This is a genomic window from Glutamicibacter sp. NPDC090743, from assembly GCF_044769125.1.
In the GTDB taxonomy this organism is placed as follows: domain Bacteria; phylum Actinomycetota; class Actinomycetes; order Actinomycetales; family Micrococcaceae; genus Glutamicibacter.
The window spans coordinates 117152-135295 of sequence record NZ_JBIVXE010000004.1; the positions used below are offsets into that span (position 1 = coordinate 117152).

17 protein-coding genes are annotated in these 18144 nt (G+C 62.1%); 12 read left to right on the forward strand and 5 right to left on the reverse strand.

From position 1 onward, the window contains the following. Positions 1–4 precede the first annotated feature (4 nt). Entirely contained in the window at positions 5–916 is a 912-nt protein-coding gene (locus ACIQTS_RS09255) for a thermonuclease family protein (protein WP_402472920.1), read from the reverse strand. An 829-nt stretch (positions 917–1745) separates the two neighbouring features. Here ACIQTS_RS09255 and ACIQTS_RS09260 point away from each other — a divergent pair. Beyond that, positions 1746–2615 carry a VOC family protein gene (locus ACIQTS_RS09260; protein WP_402472923.1) on the forward strand — a complete coding sequence of 290 codons (870 nt, stop codon included), beginning with the start codon at positions 1746–1748 and terminating at the stop codon, positions 2613–2615. 78 nt (positions 2616–2693) lie between these two features. Here ACIQTS_RS09260 and ACIQTS_RS09265 read toward each other — a convergent pair whose 3' ends face one another. Together ACIQTS_RS09265 and ACIQTS_RS09270 are read right to left on the reverse strand one after the other, a co-directional pair. Beyond that, entirely contained in the window at positions 2694–3485 is a 792-nt protein-coding gene (locus ACIQTS_RS09265) for a CatB-related O-acetyltransferase (RefSeq protein WP_402472926.1), read from the reverse strand. Between the two features lie 78 nt (positions 3486–3563). Next, positions 3564–5393 carry a glycosyltransferase gene (locus ACIQTS_RS09270; protein WP_402472928.1) on the reverse strand — a complete coding sequence of 610 codons (1830 nt, stop codon included), beginning with the start codon at positions 5391–5393 and terminating at the stop codon, positions 3564–3566. Positions 5394–5751: 358 nt separating this feature from the next. Here ACIQTS_RS09270 and ACIQTS_RS09275 point away from each other — a divergent pair, with 358 nt between their 5' ends. Next, the gene (locus ACIQTS_RS09275) at positions 5752–5880 is read left to right on the forward strand and encodes a hypothetical protein (protein ID WP_402472931.1); all 129 of its coding nucleotides are present in this window, start codon (positions 5752–5754) and stop codon (positions 5878–5880) included. A 118-nt stretch (positions 5881–5998) separates the two neighbouring features. Here ACIQTS_RS09275 and ACIQTS_RS09280 read toward each other — a convergent pair whose 3' ends face one another. Then, positions 5999–7006 carry an iron-siderophore ABC transporter substrate-binding protein gene (locus tag ACIQTS_RS09280; protein ID WP_332727382.1) on the reverse strand — a complete coding sequence of 336 codons (1008 nt, stop codon included), beginning with the start codon at positions 7004–7006 and terminating at the stop codon, positions 5999–6001. A gap of 253 nt (positions 7007–7259) precedes the next feature. Here ACIQTS_RS09280 and ACIQTS_RS09285 point away from each other — a divergent pair, with 253 nt between their 5' ends. The 3 genes from ACIQTS_RS09285 to ACIQTS_RS09295 all read left to right on the forward strand — a co-directional run bounded on the left by ACIQTS_RS09285 (position 7260) and on the right by ACIQTS_RS09295 (position 11059). Continuing rightward, a complete protein-coding gene (locus tag ACIQTS_RS09285; RefSeq protein ID WP_402472933.1) occupies positions 7260–8207 on the forward strand; it encodes a FecCD family ABC transporter permease in 948 nt (315 codons plus the stop codon). Beyond that, on the forward strand, positions 8204–9259 hold the full coding sequence (locus tag ACIQTS_RS09290; RefSeq protein ID WP_402472936.1) for a FecCD family ABC transporter permease: 1056 nt from the start codon (positions 8204–8206) through the stop codon (positions 9257–9259). The genes ACIQTS_RS09285 and ACIQTS_RS09290 overlap by 4 nt, the downstream gene beginning before the upstream one ends. Before the next feature lie 63 nt (positions 9260–9322). After that, a complete protein-coding gene (locus ACIQTS_RS09295) occupies positions 9323–11059 on the forward strand; it encodes a hypothetical protein (RefSeq protein ID WP_402472938.1) in 1737 nt (578 codons plus the stop codon). 46 nt (positions 11060–11105) lie between these two features. Here the strand turns inward: ACIQTS_RS09295 and ACIQTS_RS09300 are convergent, their stop codons facing one another. After that, positions 11106–11735 carry a LysE family translocator gene (locus tag ACIQTS_RS09300; RefSeq protein ID WP_402472941.1) on the reverse strand — a complete coding sequence of 210 codons (630 nt, stop codon included), beginning with the start codon at positions 11733–11735 and terminating at the stop codon, positions 11106–11108. Between the two features lie 250 nt (positions 11736–11985). Here ACIQTS_RS09300 and rpsP point away from each other — a divergent pair, with 250 nt between their 5' ends. The 7 genes from rpsP (at position 11986) to ACIQTS_RS09335 (ending at position 18036) form a co-directional block, all read left to right on the forward strand. Then, the gene (rpsP, locus tag ACIQTS_RS09305) at positions 11986–12396 is read left to right on the forward strand and encodes a 30S ribosomal protein S16 (RefSeq protein ID WP_105657730.1); all 411 of its coding nucleotides are present in this window, start codon (positions 11986–11988) and stop codon (positions 12394–12396) included. A gap of 2 nt (positions 12397–12398) precedes the next feature. After that, positions 12399–12641: an RNA-binding protein gene (locus tag ACIQTS_RS09310; RefSeq protein WP_038991490.1), complete on the forward strand. Its 243-nt coding sequence runs from the start codon at positions 12399–12401 to the stop codon at positions 12639–12641. Between the two features lie 154 nt (positions 12642–12795). Next, complete coding sequence (gene rimM / locus ACIQTS_RS09315; protein WP_133833441.1) at positions 12796–13338, forward strand: ribosome maturation factor RimM; 543 nt, start codon at positions 12796–12798, stop codon at positions 13336–13338. A gap of 3 nt (positions 13339–13341) precedes the next feature. Then, positions 13342–14166, forward strand: coding sequence for a tRNA (guanosine(37)-N1)-methyltransferase TrmD (trmD, locus tag ACIQTS_RS09320; RefSeq protein WP_105657732.1), 825 nt, complete (start codon positions 13342–13344; stop codon positions 14164–14166). Between the two features lie 250 nt (positions 14167–14416). Continuing rightward, entirely contained in the window at positions 14417–14776 is a 360-nt protein-coding gene (gene rplS, locus ACIQTS_RS09325; RefSeq protein ID WP_105657733.1) for a 50S ribosomal protein L19, read from the forward strand. A 13-nt stretch (positions 14777–14789) separates the two neighbouring features. Then, positions 14790–15437: a signal peptidase I gene (lepB, locus tag ACIQTS_RS09330; RefSeq protein WP_402472945.1), complete on the forward strand. Its 648-nt coding sequence runs from the start codon at positions 14790–14792 to the stop codon at positions 15435–15437. 424 nt (positions 15438–15861) lie between these two features. Next, entirely contained in the window at positions 15862–18036 is a 2175-nt protein-coding gene (locus ACIQTS_RS09335; RefSeq protein WP_402472948.1) for a trypsin-like serine protease, read from the forward strand. Positions 18037–18144 lie beyond the last annotated feature (108 nt).

Sequence of the window (18144 nt, forward strand, 5' to 3'; positions counted from 1 at the left end):
TGAGCTAACCACAGGGCTTCCATGTTTTTCCCCCTGGTGCGTAGCAGCGTGGGCCATTGTAATTTTTAGGTACCGAAGGCTGTATTGGCGTACTGCGTCGTGGCGTAGTGGCCCTTGGTTGCGATGTGGCCTGTCGCTCTGCGGCTTGACGTTCGGCCGCGCGTTGCGCGGCCTGACGTTCCGCAATTTCTTCAGCTTTGCGCTTGGCTTCGGCCTCGCGTTTGGCTTTAGCTGCGGCCTCTTTTTTCTTGCGTTCTTTTTCTTCCTTGATGAGCTCATTGCGGCGCTCAGAATGCTTGTCTTCTAGCTTCTGGGTTTCTTTGATTGAGTGCTCGAGGGTGCCAACCGCGTCCTTGAATGAACTTGCGAGCAGGGCCGCCGTAACTGGGTGGGAGCTGGGAGTTATGGACTTGAGTGCCTTGCTGGTCGCGAGACCTGCTGCCACGGCGGCTGCAGCTTCTCCCGCCAAGGACTCGGCTTCGTCGATGGCCGTGGCGGCTTCGTCTGGAACCTGATTGAGCGCGTAGATTGCATTGCTGGCTTGCGAGGCGATTGTGCAAGATACTTCCGGACTGAATAGGCCAGAGGTGCGTTTTTCGGCTTCGTTCTGCCCTTCGAGCACCTCGTTGTAGAATTTGGTGTTCGGCTCGTACTTCACGGCGATGCCTAGGCCAGCAGCGGCGATGGACCTGTTGATGAACTCATCGTCCTTGTAGACGGCGGCCAGTGTGCGGCCGTAGCGATCTTCTCGTTCGATGTCGTATTCCAGGTCGACTTTGTCCCCAGGCTGAAGCAATGATTCCAAATGCTCTGAAGCTTCGGGGCCCAAGCACTCTACGGCCTTATTTGGGTCTACGGTTTCTGGAGTGTCGATGTTCAGCAAGCGCACCCGCGTCTCGTTGCCGGCGATGGTCATATCTACGGTGTCACCGTCAATTACGCGCGTGACGATTCCGTGATTGTCTGAATTGTGCGTGGCCGCGACGACGGCTCCTGCAGTGACCAGCGACCCGGTGAGCGCAATGGATATCCATGCAGTTGTTTTCTTCAATTCTTATTGGTTCCTTGTTGTGCGAGTGAGGATGCCCTGAAGGCTTTGCAGGGCAGTCTAGTGATGTTCTCAAGTTATGCATTTTTATTGAATATTCAAATTCTTTGACGCATATGACTTTCGGATGCTGGTTGCAAGAACTGGCAATTGGATTGGCAACCAGCTTTTATTATGACCGCAAGTGTTTTCGCTTCGCAGGTGTCTGCCAGCATGGATTTGATTGGCCTAGATTGAGGGGCAAGGCCGGCCCGAAGCTGAATCCGGTCGTTTGCTAGGAGGTAACCAGGGTGCGCCTAGCGGTTTGGCCCTTCGTTCTTCTGCGCGTCCCGCTGCTAGGGGCCAGGCTTCTCCTTGTTGGGGTTGCATGGCTAGGACTCGCGGGCAAAGTTGCCCCGCGGATGGTTCATGCGCGGGAGCTCGGCCATCGGATTCCCGCCTCCAGAATCCTCGGGCAGCTCGCGGGCTACTTCCTTTTTGGCTTTGAGTTCTTTGGCCAGGGAAGTCAGTCGCTGTTTGTGCTTGACTTCTAGGGTCGCGGTTTCATCAATCCTCGCGGATGGATTCCGTGCAGCCGGGGTTCCGGAACAGAATTCGCTGTGATCGGCTGAACATCCCAATTTCATTGAAGCATCAAGTAATTTGCGATAGGCTGTTAATCAATAAGGAATCGATGCACTTGGAAAAGGAGCTTGCCATGTCAGTACTCCAGCAAGACAAACTAGCGGCCACCACCCACATGAACGCAGTCCAGCTCAAGGTCGGCGACATGAAAACCATGAGCGAGTACTACCAGAAGGCCCTGGGCCTTGAAGTGCTGGCCGAATCAGCCGAAGGCACCCGCCTGGGCCGCGATACCCAGGAACTGGTCAACTTGCAGAACGCGCCAGGACTGCAGCTCCCGTCGCGCAATGAAGCGGGCCTGTTCCATACCGCGCTGCTCTTCGACACCAAGGCTGATCTGGCTGCGACCGTCCTGTCGGCAGCCCAGTTCGACCAGAGCCGCTTCGTGGGCAGCTCCGATCACCTGGTATCCGAAGCGTTCTACTTCACTGACCCGGAGGGCAACGGCATCGAGCTGTACTGGGACCGCCCGCGCGATACCTGGAGCTGGAGCGGCGGCGAGGTGGCCATGGACACCATCTACCTGGATCCGAACAAGTTCCTCAATGAGCACCTGACCGAGCAGGCCATTGCCGAACAGCGCAAGGCCGCCGCGGATGTAGGCCACGTGCACCTGCAGGTGGGCGATGTCGCAACCGCCCGCCAGTTCTACGTCAGCACCCTGGGCTTTGACGAAACCACCACCCTGGGCGAGCAGGCACTGTTCGTCTCGGCCGGCGGGTACCACCACCACATGGCCATGAACGTCTGGAACTCGCGCGGAGCCGGCCCGCGCAAGGACACGCTGGGGCTGGGCGAAGTGCTGATCAACGTCCCGACCGAAGAAGAAGTGGGCAAGCTCGCCGAGCGGCTGGCCTACGCCAAGGTGGCAAACCACCACACCGGAGCCGAACTTCGCTTCCGGGACCCTTGGAACAACGAACTGCGCGTCGCCGTAGGCTAACGCGGAGACAACGCACCGAGGCTTCATTGCCCCCGGGCGCTCGCCGAAGCGGCGAGCGCCCGGGGGCACTTCCTGTCTTCACCCGGTTCCGGTGCCCAGGGCCTCCAGGTGCTCGGCAATGGTCTTGGCGGTCAAGGGCCTCGTCTGGAATGGCCGTACATTCCCTGCCTCGGCCTGCTCTAGCACCTGCTGGGCGAAGGCGGCCGGGTTGGCCACGTCCAGGTGGGTCAGGTTCTCCGGGGCGTACTGCCACCACTGCGATGCCTGGAGGGCCTGGACGGTCGGCGCATCGAAGCGGTCGCGGATCTTCTTGGCCGGCAGGCCGCCGACCACGGTGTACGGCTCGACGTCGCTGGTGACTACGGAATTCGAGGCGATGGCCGCGCCTTCGCCGATGGCGACCCCATGGCCCAGCGTGACCTTTTCGCCGATCCATACATCGTTGCCGATGGAGATCTTCCCCGGCGTGTAGCCGTACTTCGTCGTCCCCAGTTCCGCGCCGTGATCAGCCGCGTAGGTGCGCATCAGCAGCCGCTGGTTGTAGAACACCGGGCTGGTCGATGCCCACTCCAGGGGGTGCTTGGCTCCCATGACCGTCACGCCCTTGGCGATCGAGGTGAACCGCCCGACGCTGATGGCCTTGTTGAGCTTTGAATGGGTGTAGGAGAACGCGCCCATGCGCGGAAGGGCTGTTCCGCTGGTTCCCCAGAAGGTGGTGTAGGGATCCAGCGCGAGGTCTTCCTGGTAGCTGATCCACGCCTCGGGATTGTAGGTGCTTCCGGTGTTCTCGAAATCCTTCATGCCCGGAACCGTCATGAGGATCCGGTGGCTTTTGAGCAGCGGCCGCAGTTGGGACATCTGAATTCGCATGCGATCGACTTTATGGGACCGGATTTGGAGAATTGTCAGCAAGTCCCGAACGCGCGCTGGATGCGACCTGCTGCCCGGCTACTGCCTAGGGCGGAAGGAGAGGTTCTTCTGCGTGGTGAAGTACGGCAGGATCATTGATTCGGGCAGACCCAGGCGCTTCATTTCCATGGCCCTGCCCACGCGCAGGCGCAGGTTCACGTCCACCGCTGCATCCTGTTCCTGGGTCTCGCCCAAGAGCTGCGGTTCCACATCGAAGACCGCCAGCTGCTCGTCCACGCTGCTGCTGGCCACGGCCGCAATTTCTGCCTTGCTGTCCCGATTGACGAAGACCAGCTCGAAGGTTGCCGGTTCGGGCAGGTCTTCGACGTGGGCCCGATGCTCTACCCGCACCTGCAATCCCTGGCCGTCGGGGAAGTCGACGCCCCGCAGCCTTGCTTCGAAATGCGGGACGCGGTTCTTCGCGCCCAGCTTCTTGAGCATCTTGGCTATGGACATGGTGTCCTCCCAAAGTGAGACTAGATCGCGAGCTTGGTACTCGCTGGCAAAAGTGCGGGCCTGCTGCGACATCCGGGCGGCCAGGGCGGGATCGTCCATGAGCTGCTGCACCCGGTCGGCCATGGCCTGGATATCGCCATGGCGGACCAGGAAGCCGTTATGCCCATCGGCGATGCTGTCGGCAGGGCCGAAGTTGATGTCGAAGGACACCGGGATGCATCCCTGGGCCTGGGCCTCGAGGATGACCAGCGCCTGGCCCTCGTTGGTCGAGGTGAATAATTGCGCCGTGCAGGAAGCGAAGTGGCGGGGGAGCTGGTCGGAATAGCCATGGAAGATGACCGACTCGCGCAGGCCCAGCTCGGCGGCCCGTTCGGTGAGCGCGGCGTATTCGCTGCCCTTGCCCACAATGTGCAGGGTCGGCCGCTTGCCGCGAAGGGCCAGCTCGTGGAGGACATCCAGGGCGGCGGCTACGTTCTTGTTGGGGGTCAGCGAGCCGGCCACGATCAGGCTGGTCGAGCTGCGTGCCGGTACCGGCGGTTGCACGGTGGACGGGTTCAGCGGGTTGGGAATGACGAATGCCGAGTCTGCTGCGCCGAAGCGGTCGACATAGGCCTGGCGCTGGGCGTGGGTCAGGAAGACAAAAGCATCCCAGTTGGAGCGTTCTTCGATGATGGGTTCGTGGCCCTTGGAGAGCTGGCCGCTGGCAAGGTCCTGCCCCTTGGCCACATGGATGCTGTGGAACGCGAACACCTTGGGCACATGCACCGGTTTCCAGGAAGCGAGCATGGCCGCGGTGTACTTGCTGTCGATGACCACCAAGGAGTTCGGGTGGTCGACGATCTGCGACAGCCAATGGCGGTAGAAAGCCGCCGCGCTGGGGAAGCGGGCCACCAGGGTTCCCCTGCGGTCAAAAGCCTCAACGATGCGGCGGGCCTTGCCGTCATGGAACTTCATATCGGACAAGAAGACGGTGCCATCGGCCCGGTAGTACGTGGTCTTCTTGATCCCGCCTTCGGGGCCTGCAACCCCGCCTTCGGGGCCTGCAACGCTGTGCTCGCAGAACAAGGCGGAATCCTGGCCAGGGTGGTGGACGGACTGGCGTACCGTGAAGTCCAGGCAGGCCGGTTCGGCCTTCCGCTGGGGGATGCTGGCCTGCGGCTGCAGGTCATGCTCCGCCAGGTGGAGGTAGGGATTGAGCACCCGGACCTTGGGCGAAAGCTTGCCGCGCTCCACGAGTTCCCCAACGATCTGCGGGAGCTGTTCGTTGGGGCCGAAGGTCACCACCGCGGCAGAACCGTGCCGCTGGGCGAAAGCGGCCGCGCGCTGGGTGCAGACGGTGGTCATCCCGCCGAATTCGCGCTCAAGCTTCCACGTGACCATGTAGGCGTCCAGCTGCTGTTCCCTGATATCCACGGAGAATGATCCTTAGTTTGACCACGGCAAAGTTAATTTCGCGCGAAGATATGCAGTTCCTCGCGCCAAGTTCCAGACTACGCGGTGAAGCTAGGCGGGCGCTGGGAAGGCGCCGTCGTGTCGGCCTCGATTTCCCTGATCTGCACCGCAGGGATGGCCCAGTGGCCGAAGAGGCGGCCAACGCGGATTCGAACGTATCTTCGAAAACGCCATGGCGCTCGCCGAACGCCGTGGGAGAATCGCCGGGAAGGCTCCAGCCCTTGCTCTTCGGTGCGAAACTTCCTATGGTTCAGGTTATGGGGTACTCTCCCCACACTTGTTGGAGGCGCAGCGCGTCTCCGGTAAAGGACGGCACGTCATGTCGAGCAAATCCCCACGCAAGGGCGAAGCGAAAAAACCAAGCAAGAGCATCAAGGAAAAACGCGCTGAGAAGCGGCTGAAGCACGCAGAGGTCGCTGTCGATCCGGTGCGCAAAGCTGCCAGATAACCACTGATTGGCACCGGCTCCCACGCACGGAGCCGGTAAATGAATCGAGTCCCTGACTACGGCGAAAGACGCCGGGCAGGGACTCGAGTATTTTAATTGCCGGTTTTCCGGGTGCCGCTTACGGTAGCTGCGGATCGACCTCGAAGTGTTCGGCCACCTGGGTGATGACCTCGTGGGCGCCCTGCAGCGACACCGAGGAGAGGAAGATCGAGTCGTCGACCTGCATGACCTCGCCTTCCAGCTTCTCCCACAACGGGTTGGAGGTGAACTTGTCTTCCTGGGCGCGCGACGCGTCGCCCTCGGCACCTTCCGGGGCCCAGGTGGACTGGAAGATCACTTCGGCGTCGGCCTTCAGGATTTCCTCCGGCGACAGCGGAACGAAGATCGACTCGGTGGTATCCGGGGCATCCTCCGGGCGCGGAATGCCCATGTCCACCATGATCTCGCCGATGAACGAATCGGTGGCGTACAGGCGCGCGGTGTCCTCGCCGGCGAAACGCACCAGCGAGTAAGTGGTCTCGGGCTTCTTCGCCAGGATTTCCTTGCCCACCGCGGAGGCGCGGGCCTCGTAGTCAGCCACGGCCGTTTCCGCCTGCTCCTTCTTGCCCAGGGCCTCGCCCAGCAGCACCACGTTTTCCTTCCAGGTTGGTCCGGTGGACTCGGAGAAGATGGTCGGGGCGATCTTGTTCAGCTGGTCGTACATGGCGCCCTGGCGCACGTCGGCGGAGATGATCACGTCCGGCTCGGTGGCCAGCAGCTTTTCCAGATCCGGTTCGGTGATGGTGCCGACGTTCACGGCTTCGTCGGTCTGCTCGGTGATGTCGCCGAGGTACTCGGGGAAGGGGTTGTTGCCCTTGCGGTATTCGGTGTAGGCCACCAGCTCGGCTCCCAGCAGCATGGCGGCATCCACGTAGGAAGGGTCCAGTGCGGCGACGCGCAGCGGGCGTTCGGCCAGCTCGGTGGTGCCGCGGAAGTGCTTGATGGCCGCCGGGAAGCTGGAATCGGCTTCCGCGGTGGCGGCGGTTTCTGCCGGCTCGGTGCTCGGGGAGGAGCTGGCGCAGGAGGACAGGGCCAGGGCGGCCGCGGCCAGGGCGGCGCTCAGGGCGAGAATGCGGGGAGTGTGCATGCGAGTGCTTTCCATGAAGGTGATTGACTAATTAGCGCATGATGTATTTTTGCTTGCCCCACTTAGGCAAGGGTAAGCTTAGCGCGCGAGAAGAACAGTAGCATGGATCCGGCCGTCCCGGTCAAGGTCCTGCGACATCATTGCTTCGCATATCCTGCACGCACCCGCCGCGCACTCCGCGGCCCGAGAAAGGCCACCGACCATCGACCGCACCACACCGCGCATCAGCTCGCTGCTGGCCCTGGCCGCCGGCGTGGGCGCCGTCATCGGGCTCAGCCTGTGGATCGGCAGCACCACCTCCAGCTTCGCCGAGCTGCGCCACGCGCTGCTGGCCCCCGACGGCCAGGTCAGCGACATCGCAATCCGCGAGATCCGCTGGCCGCGCACCGTTACCGCGCTGGCTGCCGGCGCCGCTTTGGGGATGGCTGGCACGCTGATCCAGGGCCACACCCGCAACCCGATCGCCGAACCCGGCCTGCTGGGCATCAACCAGGGGGCGGCCCTGGCCATCGTCTCGGTCGCCGCTTTCACCGGCCCGCTGCCGGCGTGGACCCAGGCGCTGCTGGCCCTGGGCGGAGCGCTGCTGGCGGCCCTGGTGGTCTTCGGCATCGGGCGCATCGACGGGCGCGGGGGATCGCCCATCACCTTGCTGCTGGTGGGCGCCGCGGTCACCGCGCTCTGCGCCGGAGTGGTCTCGGCCATCGTGCTGCTGAGCGAAGCCGCCCTGGAAACCCTGCGCTTCTGGCAGGTCGGCTCCGTGGTCCAAGGCTACGAATCCTTCTTGTCGCTGTGGCCGCTGCTGGTGGCCGGCACCGTGCTGGCGCTGGCCAATGCCCGCGGGCTGAACGCGCTGACCCTGGGCGAGGATTCCGCCCGCAGCCTCGGGGTCACCGCCCTGCCTGCCCGCGGGCTGGGGCTGGCGGCGATCGTGGCACTGTCTGGGCTGGCGGTCACCCTGGCCGGGCCGATCGCCTTCCTGGGCCTGCTGGTACCGCATATTTCCCGGCGCATCTTCGGCGCCGACTACCGCTGGGTGATTCCCGGCTCGGCCCTGTGCGGCGCGCTGCTGCTGTGCGTGGCCGATGTGCTCGGCCGCATGCTGGCCCGCCCCGGGGAACTGCCCGTGGGCGTGGTCATCGCGCTGCTCGGTGCGCCCTTCTTCATCTACGTGGCCCGGCGCCGCAAGGCGGTCACCGTATGAGCGCCCCGGCGATCCGCACCCCCGCTTCCGCGGTGCGCGCCCGGCGCGCTGTGGCTACCGGCCTGATCCTGCTGGCCGTGGCCCTCGCGGCCTTCTGCCTGCACCTGGCCATCGGGGGCACCCCGATCGCGCTGGGCGATGTGGTGGCCACGCTCTTCGGCGCGGCCCCGGATCCGCGCACCGAGCTGACGATCATCGAGTTCCGGCTGCCGCGCAGCGTGGCCGCGGTGCTGGCCGGGGCCGGCTTCGGAGTGGCCGGGGCGCTGACCCAGAACGTGGCGCGCAACCCGCTGGCCAGCCCCGACATCCTCGGGGTGACCAACGGCGCGGCCCTGGGCGCAGTGGCCGTGCTGGCCCTGAGCGTGCACGCCGGCGGGCGTTCGGAACTGCTGGTGCACTACGGGCTGCCCATTGCCGCCACCTTGGGCGGCTTGCTGGTTTCGACCTTGGTCTTCGCGCTGGTCTGGCACAGTTCCCTGGAAAGCAACCGGCTGGTGCTGGTGGGCCTGGGCTTTTCCGGGCTGTGCGCCGCACTGACCTCCTGGATGCTGACCCTGGGAGAAATCTACAACGCCCAGCAGGCGCTGACCTGGCTGGCCGGGACCATCAACGCGATCTCCTGGGCCGACCTGGCCTTCGCGCCGGTGGTCATCGTGCTGGGACTGGCCGCGGCCGCGCTGCTGCGCAACCAGCGCGAGGTGCTGGCGCTGGATTCGGATACCTCCCGCGCGCTGGGCATGAACCTGGGGCGCGACCGGGTCCTGATGCTCGGCATCGCCTCGCTGCTGGCCATCGCCGCGACCGTGATCGCCGGGCCGCTGGCCTTCGTTGCGCTGGCCAGCGGGCATGCCGCGCGGCTGGTGGCCCGCGGCACCATCCCGCCGGTGCCCCATGCCGCGCTGATCGGGGCGATCTTCGTGCTGCTGGCCGACCTGGTTGCGGCCCGGGCTTTCCCGGTGATCCTGCCCGCCGGGGTGGCCACCGCGGTGATTGGCGCCCCGTACCTGATCTTCCTGGTCATCCGCCAATCCAAGGTCCGCCAACGCGGCTAGCGGTTTATCCACAGTTGGCGATGGCTGCCAGCTCGGGCCTCTGGCCGCGCCCATGATGGGTCCATGGGCATCCACCAGCTAGCCGCAGCGATCCAGATCCTGCGCGAATCCATCACCGGGTCGCTCCCGCGCGGAGCGATCCAAGTGCTCCTTGAGCTGATGGCTTCCTGCTGCGCGCTGCTGGCCAAGCTCTCCTGCACCCTGCGCGAGTCCGATGACCCGCGGGTGGCGGCGGGGCATGCACGGCTGATTGAAACGCTCTACCGCTACACCCTGCGGGAGCAATTGCACTGCGCTATCCATCTCGAATCAACCGGCGCCCACCTGCTGGAAGACGATGAGCTGGCGGCCGTTTCCGCATCGCGGACCAGCTACGACCGCCCCGCCCGCCAGCATTCAGGCCGCGCCCACTACCAGAACACCGGCGACTTCCTGGCCAGCTGGATGGGGATCAACGCCCATGAGGGGCAGCACCGGGTGAATGACGCGCACCTGCTCATCGCCCGGCGCCTCATGGATGGCAGCACCGCCGCCCCGCGCTTGTCCCAGCTGGCCAGGCTCTACGCCGAAGCGCCGGATCTGGACCCGCGGCTGATTGCCCGCACGGCCCGCGCACTGGACAAATTCGAGCCGGCTGACACGAGCTTCCAAGGCCGGCCGCTGGAATCGTCCGCCCGCAATGAACAGGGCCAGCTGCTCGATCACCAAGCCGCCGCCCTGCTGCAGGAACCTGACCGTGCCACACGCGAGACCCAGCTCGCGGCGATGCTTTCCGCCGAGCGCAGGGCCCGCAAGCAAACCAGGAACCCGGCACCCGGAATCTATCCGCGAGGCACCGTGGGCGACTGCGACAAGTACGAGCTCTACATCGCCGGGACCCAGCGCGAGGAATTCCGCTCCACCCTGGCCCAGGCCGATAACCCGCGTACCAAGGCAGGCAAAGCCGCCCGTGCCGCCAAATCCGGTTCAGGCGCTGCCCCTGATGATGGCCAGAACGCCTCAGAGGACCAGCAGGAAGCGGATCCCGGGGCAAATGCCGGGCAATCAGCCACCGACGACCTGTTCAGCAGCAAGGAACCACCACCGCCATGGGCCCAGGACGGGCACGGGGAGGAAGAATCCTTGTCCGGAGCGCAGCAACAACCTGACAAGCTTGTTGATGAGCAGGAAACGCGCGGCGCAGGCGGAGCAGGCGAAGGCCTCCAAGCGTCCCTGCTGCTTGGCGATGGGGAGGTTCCGGTGGCCCAGCGCCGGCTCAACGCACTATTGGCCGCGCTGAGAGGGCGCACGGCAGGTGCCGCGCCCAATGGAATCATTCCAAGGATCGGCATCCATATCCAGTTGCGCGATCCGCAGGATCTTGGAGATCCGGCCAAGCTTCGCGCCACCTCCGACCACGGGGTGAAACTCGATTCCGCGGACACCGCACAGCTGATCTGCCAAGGCGAGATCTACCGGGTGGTCTTCGGACCCGATGGGCAACCGCTGGATGTAGGACGCAAGGAACGCTTCTTCACGGATGCAATGAAGCGCGCAATTTTCGCCCGCGACCGCGGATGCATCGTCCCGGGATGCACCGCACCGCCTGAAATGCTCGAATACCATCACGACAACTGGTGGGAACGTGGCGGGTGCACTTCATCGCGCAATGGCAGCTGCCTGTGCCGGAGGCACCACCATGCCATTCATGCAGGATTGCTGACCCTGGTTACCGTTGGGGGACTGGCTCACATCCTGCTGCCCAAGCACCTGGACCCGATGCAGGTACCGCGAAGAAACAGTGTTCCGGTGGCCGCCTGAGCACCCGGAGCCGCGAACTGCTGCACCTGCCGGCGTGGCCAAGATGCTATGGGCGCGAGAGCGCAACTTTCAGTCCGAACCCGATCAGCACTGTCCCGGTGATCCGGTCCATCCAGGACACCGACTTCGCTGAGCCCAGCCAGCGGCCAGCGATCCGAACCCCGTATACCAAGGCCACTGCCCACACCAGGGTCAGTGCAACATGCACCGCCGATAGCCCCATGCCCATGAATAGGGCGTTGGTGCCCGCCGGGGTGAACTGCGGGATCGCGGCGATATAGAAGACGCCGATCTTCGGGTTCAGCACGTTGGTCACCAGCCCGGTCAGGTAGGTTCGATACCTGCTGTGCGATACCGGAACTCGGATCGTGGCCAACTGCTTGCCCCGCAGGCTCCGATGGATCATCTGCCCGCCCAAGAACACCAGATAGGCTGCACCGGCATAGACCAGCACCTGGTAGGCCAGGGATGAGGCGGCCAGAATTGCCGAAGCTCCCGCGGCCGCGGCCACACCCCAAGCGAATACTCCCGTGCAGATCCCCAGCGCCGCCAGCAGCGCTTCACCGCGTCCCCGGGCGATGGCCGATCGCAGGATCAGCGCGGTATCGACACCCGGAATCAACGTCATCAGGGCGGCAACTATACTGAAACCCAGCAATGCGGAAGCAACGGTCATGCACTCAATGCTAGTAGCTGCATCTGGGTGCGGCCCCCAGGGTGAGCAAGCTCATGATCTTCGCCCGACGCGCGGGGCCAATTAGAGTTGGCCACCACGCACGCTCTCTGGCATAATTGCAGGGTACTCGATTCGCAGTGGCCCCTCTCTCCGCTATGAATCCTGTCCTTTTAGAGTCTGGTAAGTAAGGCCTGCCCCACAGGTGCTAAAAATCGGATTCGACCATGTTGAGAAACAGGAGACCACAAAAGTGGCCGTAAAGATTCGTCTGAAGCGCTTCGGTAAGATGCGCGCACCTTTCTACCGCGTTGTCGTCATGGACTCGCGCGCTAAGCGCGATGGCCGTGCCATCGAGGAGATCGGCAAGTACCACCCAACCGAGAACCCATCGGTTATCGAGATCGATTCGGATCGTGCACAGTACTGGCTGTCCGTTGGCGCTCAGCCAACCGAGCAGGTACACGCACTGCTGAAGATCACCGGTGACTGGCAGAAGTTCAAAGGCATCGATGGCCAGGAAGGCACCTACAAGGTTGCCGAGCCTAAGCCAGCATTCGTTGCTCCTGACAAGGGTTCGGTGATCCTCCCAGAGGCAATCACCAAGAAGGCTGAAAAGCCAGCTGCTGAAGAGGCAGAGGCCGAAGCTACCGAGGCTGAGTAACAGTGCTCGTTGACGCGCTAGACCACCTGGTACGCGGGGTTGTCGAGGAACCGGAAGACGTCAAGGTCGCCTTGAAGTCCACCCGCCGCGGCGACCTGCTCGAAGTACGTGTGAACCCTGAGGATCTCGGTCGTGTGATCGGACGCCAGGGACGCACCGCACGAGCACTGCGCACCGTAATGGCAGCGTTGGCCAAGGAGCCGGTACGTGTCGATGTAATCGACACCGACCGTCGCCGAGGCTAAGCAACTTAGAGGTCTGGCTTTTAAGTTGGCTTCGAAACGAAAGGAGTTTCCGTCCTAACTAGTGACGGAAACTCCTTTCGTGTTTACCCCTAGAATTTCCATTCCAGTCTCCCGGCACACGCCACGGAACACAGTGCAGAAAGAGCAGCAGACTATGCGATTGCAGGTTGCCCGCATCGGCAAGCCCCACGGCATCCGTGGCGAAGTCACCGCCCAGGTCATGACCGACACCCCGGAAGAGCGCTTCACCGCTGGCGAAGAACTCATCGTCGTCGACGGCCCGGTCAAGACGCTGACCATCGCCAATGCGCGCTGGAACAAGACCATCCTGCTGCTCTCCTTCAAGGAAATCGCCGACCGCAACCAGGCTGAAACCCTGCGCGGCGCGCGCCTTGAGATTGAAGTTTCCGATCAGCCGGAAGACGACTCGGATGAATGGTACGAGCATGAACTGCTGGACCTGAAGGTGATGCTCGATGGCGAGCAGGTCGGTACCATCACCGCACTGCGCACCAACCCCGCCCAGGACCTGCTGGTCTTCGAAGACGCTGACGGCCAGGAGATCTACCTCCCGTTCGTCGACGAATTCGTCCCAGAGATCGATCCGGAAGCCGGCATCGTGGTCATCACCCCGCCGGCAGGCCTGCTGACCTTGAACAGCGATGAAGACGGCAGCGACGAAGAGGGACAAAAGTAAGCCATGCGCCTTGACGTCATCTCGATTTTCCCTGAGTACCTCCAGCCGCTCTCGCTTTCGCTGATCGGCCGCGCAGCCGAAGACGGCATCCTGGATCTGAACGTCACCAACCTGCGCGACTTCACTGCCGACAAGCACCGCAAGGTCGACGACACCCCGTACGGTGGCGGCGCCGGCATGGTGATGATGCCGGAACCATGGGGACAGGCACTGGACGCGGTGCGCCCAGCCGATGCTGGCGGCCCCAAGCCAACCCTGATTGTCCCTTCGCCTGCAGGCGCCGTCTTCAACCAGCAGATGGCCTACGACCTTGCCGAGGAAGAGCATCTGGTCTTCGCCTGCGGCCGCTACGAAGGCATCGATGAGCGCGTCATCGAATACGCGCACGAGAACTTCAACGTCATCCCCGTATCCATCGGCGATTACGTGCTCAACGGGGGAGAAGTGGCCGTGATGGTGATGGTGGAAGCCATCGCCCGGCTGATCCCAGGAGTCATCGGCAACCCGGAATCGCTGGTAGAAGAATCCCACTCGGATGTTCTGCTGGAATACCCGGTGTACACCAAGCCGGCCTCCTGGCGCGGCCGCGATGTCCCCGAGGTGCTGCTCGGTGGCAACCACCAGCGGGTGGGACGGTTCCGCCGCGACGAGCAGATCAAGCGCACCGCAGAGCGTCGCCCCGACCTGATCACGCAGCTGGATGCCGAGAGCCTGAACCGCAGGGACCGCGATGCCCTATGGCACAGCGGATTCGCGCTCGTTGACGGTGCCATAACCCCCAAATCCGAATTGGACTGGGCTACCGGCGCTGGCACCGAGAGCGACTAAGAGGCCAAAATCACTCGAAAGCCATTTCGGGCAAACTCGCATCGGCTTCGCTGATACGGCATAATTGTTTCTTGGTGTGTTTTTGTTCGACTCCTGCCGCAGGGGGAAGTTCGAGCCACAGAAGACCGCCGCACCGTTTGCTAGAGGCAATCGGTGGTACAACGTTCCGGGGATTTCACTGGTTCCGACCGGTGTCGGGCCCCGCTACGAGGATTCGGTGACCTGCGGCATTGATCCTAGGAGATGCACTATGCATATTCTTGACTCTGTTAACGCAGCCTCGCTGCGCTCCGACGTTCCAGCCTTCGGCCCAGGCGACACCCTGAAGGTTCACGTCAACATCATCGAAGGCAAGAACTCCCGTGTTCAGGTCTTCCAGGGCTACGTCCTTGGTCGCCAGGGCCAGGGTGTTGGCGAGACCTTCACCGTTCGCAAGGTTTCCTTCGGCACCGGTGTTGAGCGTACCTTCCCAGTTCACTCCCCAATCATCGACAAGATTGAGGTTGTGACCAAGGGTGACGTTCGTCGTGCAAAGCTGTACTACATGCGCGATCGTCACGGCAAGGCTGCTCGCATCCGCGAGAAGCGCGACTTCAGCGCAAAGAAGTAATCTGCGTTCTTCAATGAACCGGATTGCACGCACTGAGCGGGCAACAATGAAGCGCCGGGCCTTTCCATGGGTCTGGCGCTTCGCTGTACTCGCCATCATTCTTGGTCTGCTGGCCACCATCGTCATTCGCGCCACCCTGATCGACGTCTTCCATATCGAGTCCAACTCCATGGAATCCACGCTCAATCCTGGCCAGAGCATCGCCGTAGACCGCCGCGCTTACTCGGATGCCGAACCGCAACGCGGAGACATCATCGTCTTCGATGGCCGCGGCTCGTTCCTGCCCTACGCCAAGGCCAGCTTCGCTGATGATCTGCTGGGGGCGTTCAGCCTCACCGGGAGCAGCAATAAGTACGTCAAGCGCGTCATTGGCGTTGGGGGAGACACCGTGGAATGCTGCAGCGCCGATGGGCGACTGCTCGTCAACGGCGAGCCTGCAGACGAGCAGTACATCTTCGCCGGGGATGCTCCGAGCGAACAGAAGTTTTCCGTAGAAGTGCCGGTTGGCCGCTTGTGGGTCATGGGCGATCACCGCTCCACTTCCAAGGATTCGCGGGCATTGCTGGGCGCAAGCGGCGGCGGAATGATCAGCGTCGAGCGCGTCACGGGCAAAGCGACCGAGGTGATTTGGCCGCTCGATCAGCGTTCAGTAATCAGATGACACGCCGTAGCAACCGGCGATTTTGATAGCGCCAGATGGGTAGAACTACCCATCTGGCGCTATTTTTCTAGGTTAATGGAATTAATTCGGATGGATTTCCATCCCACCCGATTTGCTGTGCAATTGGTGTGTAAATTTCGCGACAACACTCAGGATCCACCAAGCTGACTAGGGATTAGAAAGAGAAGTCCAATCTTAAACCAATATTACTGGCACGTAAGTTGTAACCAACCTCGATGAGGGTAGAGCTATTTGACTAGGTGAAACGGGTTCTGGAATTTATATTTTTGTTGGATTCGATGGTTGAAAAGCTGTGTCGGAACCAAGTATTGTTTCATTTTGGTAACAACACCTGTGCTTACGCGCGCGCCCTTAGGTAAGGGGACGCGCGGGCACTCGCACCATAAATCTGGGAGAAGCATTAATGCCACATCCAAAAAAGAAGACTGCGCAACGCGGCATCGTTGCAGCAGCCGCGACCGCCTTGGTGGTCGGCTCTAGCTTCATGCCTGCCGCAGCGGCGCCAACGGCCTCCGAATCGCCGTCTGCGTCCGCTACGGCAAGCGAGAAGCCTTTGGCCAGCGAAACCGCTCTGGACACCGAGGGGCTCGGCAAGGCTATTGAGAAGGACCTCAATAAGTCCGTTGAAGAGTACGTCAAGGACGGGGAGACCAGCGACGCTGCTTCCAAGGTCCGCGACGAACTGAATGCGAAAGGCATTGACGCCACTGCCTCGGTGAAGGACGGCAAAGCCGAGATCACCGTAAGCAAGAAGGACGCTGCCAAGGCCAAGGAGATCGTCAAGGCCAGTGCTGCTCCGGCTCCTATCGTGGTGACCGAAGTCGACTCGCAGGTCAAGACCGTAGACAAGGTCTACACCGAGCTCTTGGCCAACATCGAGCCGAAGGAACTGAAGCGCATCACCGCTATCCTTCAGACCAACGATGGCTTGAAGATCTATGCAAAGGGCTTCGACGAGAAGGAAGCTGCGGACGACCTGAAGTCCAAGTCCGCTGGCTCCCTGCCTGAGAAGCTGACCGTTGAGCAGTTCGTCAGCGAAGCTACGCACGTTGACGGTGTAGAAAGCTCGGGTGTTGCCAAGACCACCGCCGCAGAGGATATTTACGGCGCCTTGGGTTACGCAATGGACAAGTCCGGCGCACCTACTAGTAAGTCGACCGTCTGCTCGCTCGGATTCACCGCGTGGACCGCAGAGGGCGAAGATGCCATCATCTCGGCTGGGCACTGCTCGGAAGATGGCGCCACCAGGATTTTGGGCCTTGCCGAACAGTCGGTTCCAGGCCAATCGCCAACTCTGGGTGCCGAGCTGGGTACTTTTGGATTCAACCAGTTCGGTGGTCCGGGTAATTCGGGCCTATCCGCCGAAGAACTGGACTCCATGACCGAGGAAGAGTTCAATAACCTGGAACCAGGCACGGACATCTCGGTGATCGATAACATCAATCCTGCGCTGAACTTGCACGCTGCTGTGTCCGAATGGGCTGACGGCAAGGAACCTCGCGACGAAGTTATCAACGTGACTGGCACGACCAAGGCACTAGTTGGGTCGGAAGCTTGCTCTTCGGGTCGTACGACCGGTTGGAGCTGCTCCCCGATTATCGGTGAAGGCGTCTTCTTCGTTGGTGGCTCGGATAAGACCTACCGTTCAGTTGCTGGCTATGTCGCTGAAAATCCTGGCCAGAGCGTGCTTGACCAGGGTGACTCCGGTGGCCCAATGCTCGTAGGCAGCAAGGCGGCAGGCATCAACTCGGCCAACGCCGCAGGTGAAGACCTGAAGGAAAACACCGCTGATGACATCGCCATGTACACCTCGCTCGATGATGTCTTCGACAAGGGCTACATTGATGGCTACACGCTGAAATTCCATATCAATACCCCTGCCATCACGGTGGAAAACGGTACTGAAGTTGAACCTGGTGAAGCAATCACCGGTACCCTTGCCAATGCTCCGGCTGGCACCATCATCCGTGTGGTCGTTGACGGCAAGCTCTACAAGAAGGTTGAGCTGGACGCTGAAGGAAACTTCTCGTTCCCTGCCCCGGAAGAACCAGGAAAGTTTGCGTTCAGCGTTGTGGCCAAGAACGGTTTCAACACCTCTGAGCGGGTCAACGCCAACGTCGTGATCGTTGCTGCGCCGACTCCGACGCCGACTCCAACCGAGCAACCGACTGAGGAGCCTACCGAGGAACCGACTGAGGAGCCTACCGAGGAACCGACTGAGGAGCCTACCGAGGAACCTACTGAGGAACCTACTGAGGAGCCTACCGAGGAACCTACTGAGGAACCAACTACGGAGCCTTCCGAGAGCACCTCGCCATCGCCTTCCGAAGAAGAAAGCGACAAGCCATCGGAGAGCACCTCTCCTTCCGCTTCGGAGGACGATAAGTCGGAAGCTCCGAAGGACCAGAAGGACGACGAGCCAAGCAAGTCTGCAACTCCAAAGGAAACTCCTAAGAAGGACGATCCTTTGGCGGATACCGGTTCGAACAGCGTTCCGCTGATCGCCGCCGGTGGCGCAATGGCCCTGGCCGGTGCGGCATTCCTGCTGTTCCGCCGCAACGCACGTCGCCACGGCTAAGGGATTCTGTTCCGGCGGGACTGGGTCCTGCTGAAAATGCCCCGCTACTTGAGAACAAGTAGCGGGGCATTTTTACTTGGCACACATGTAGTTCCTTGGTTGCTCTAC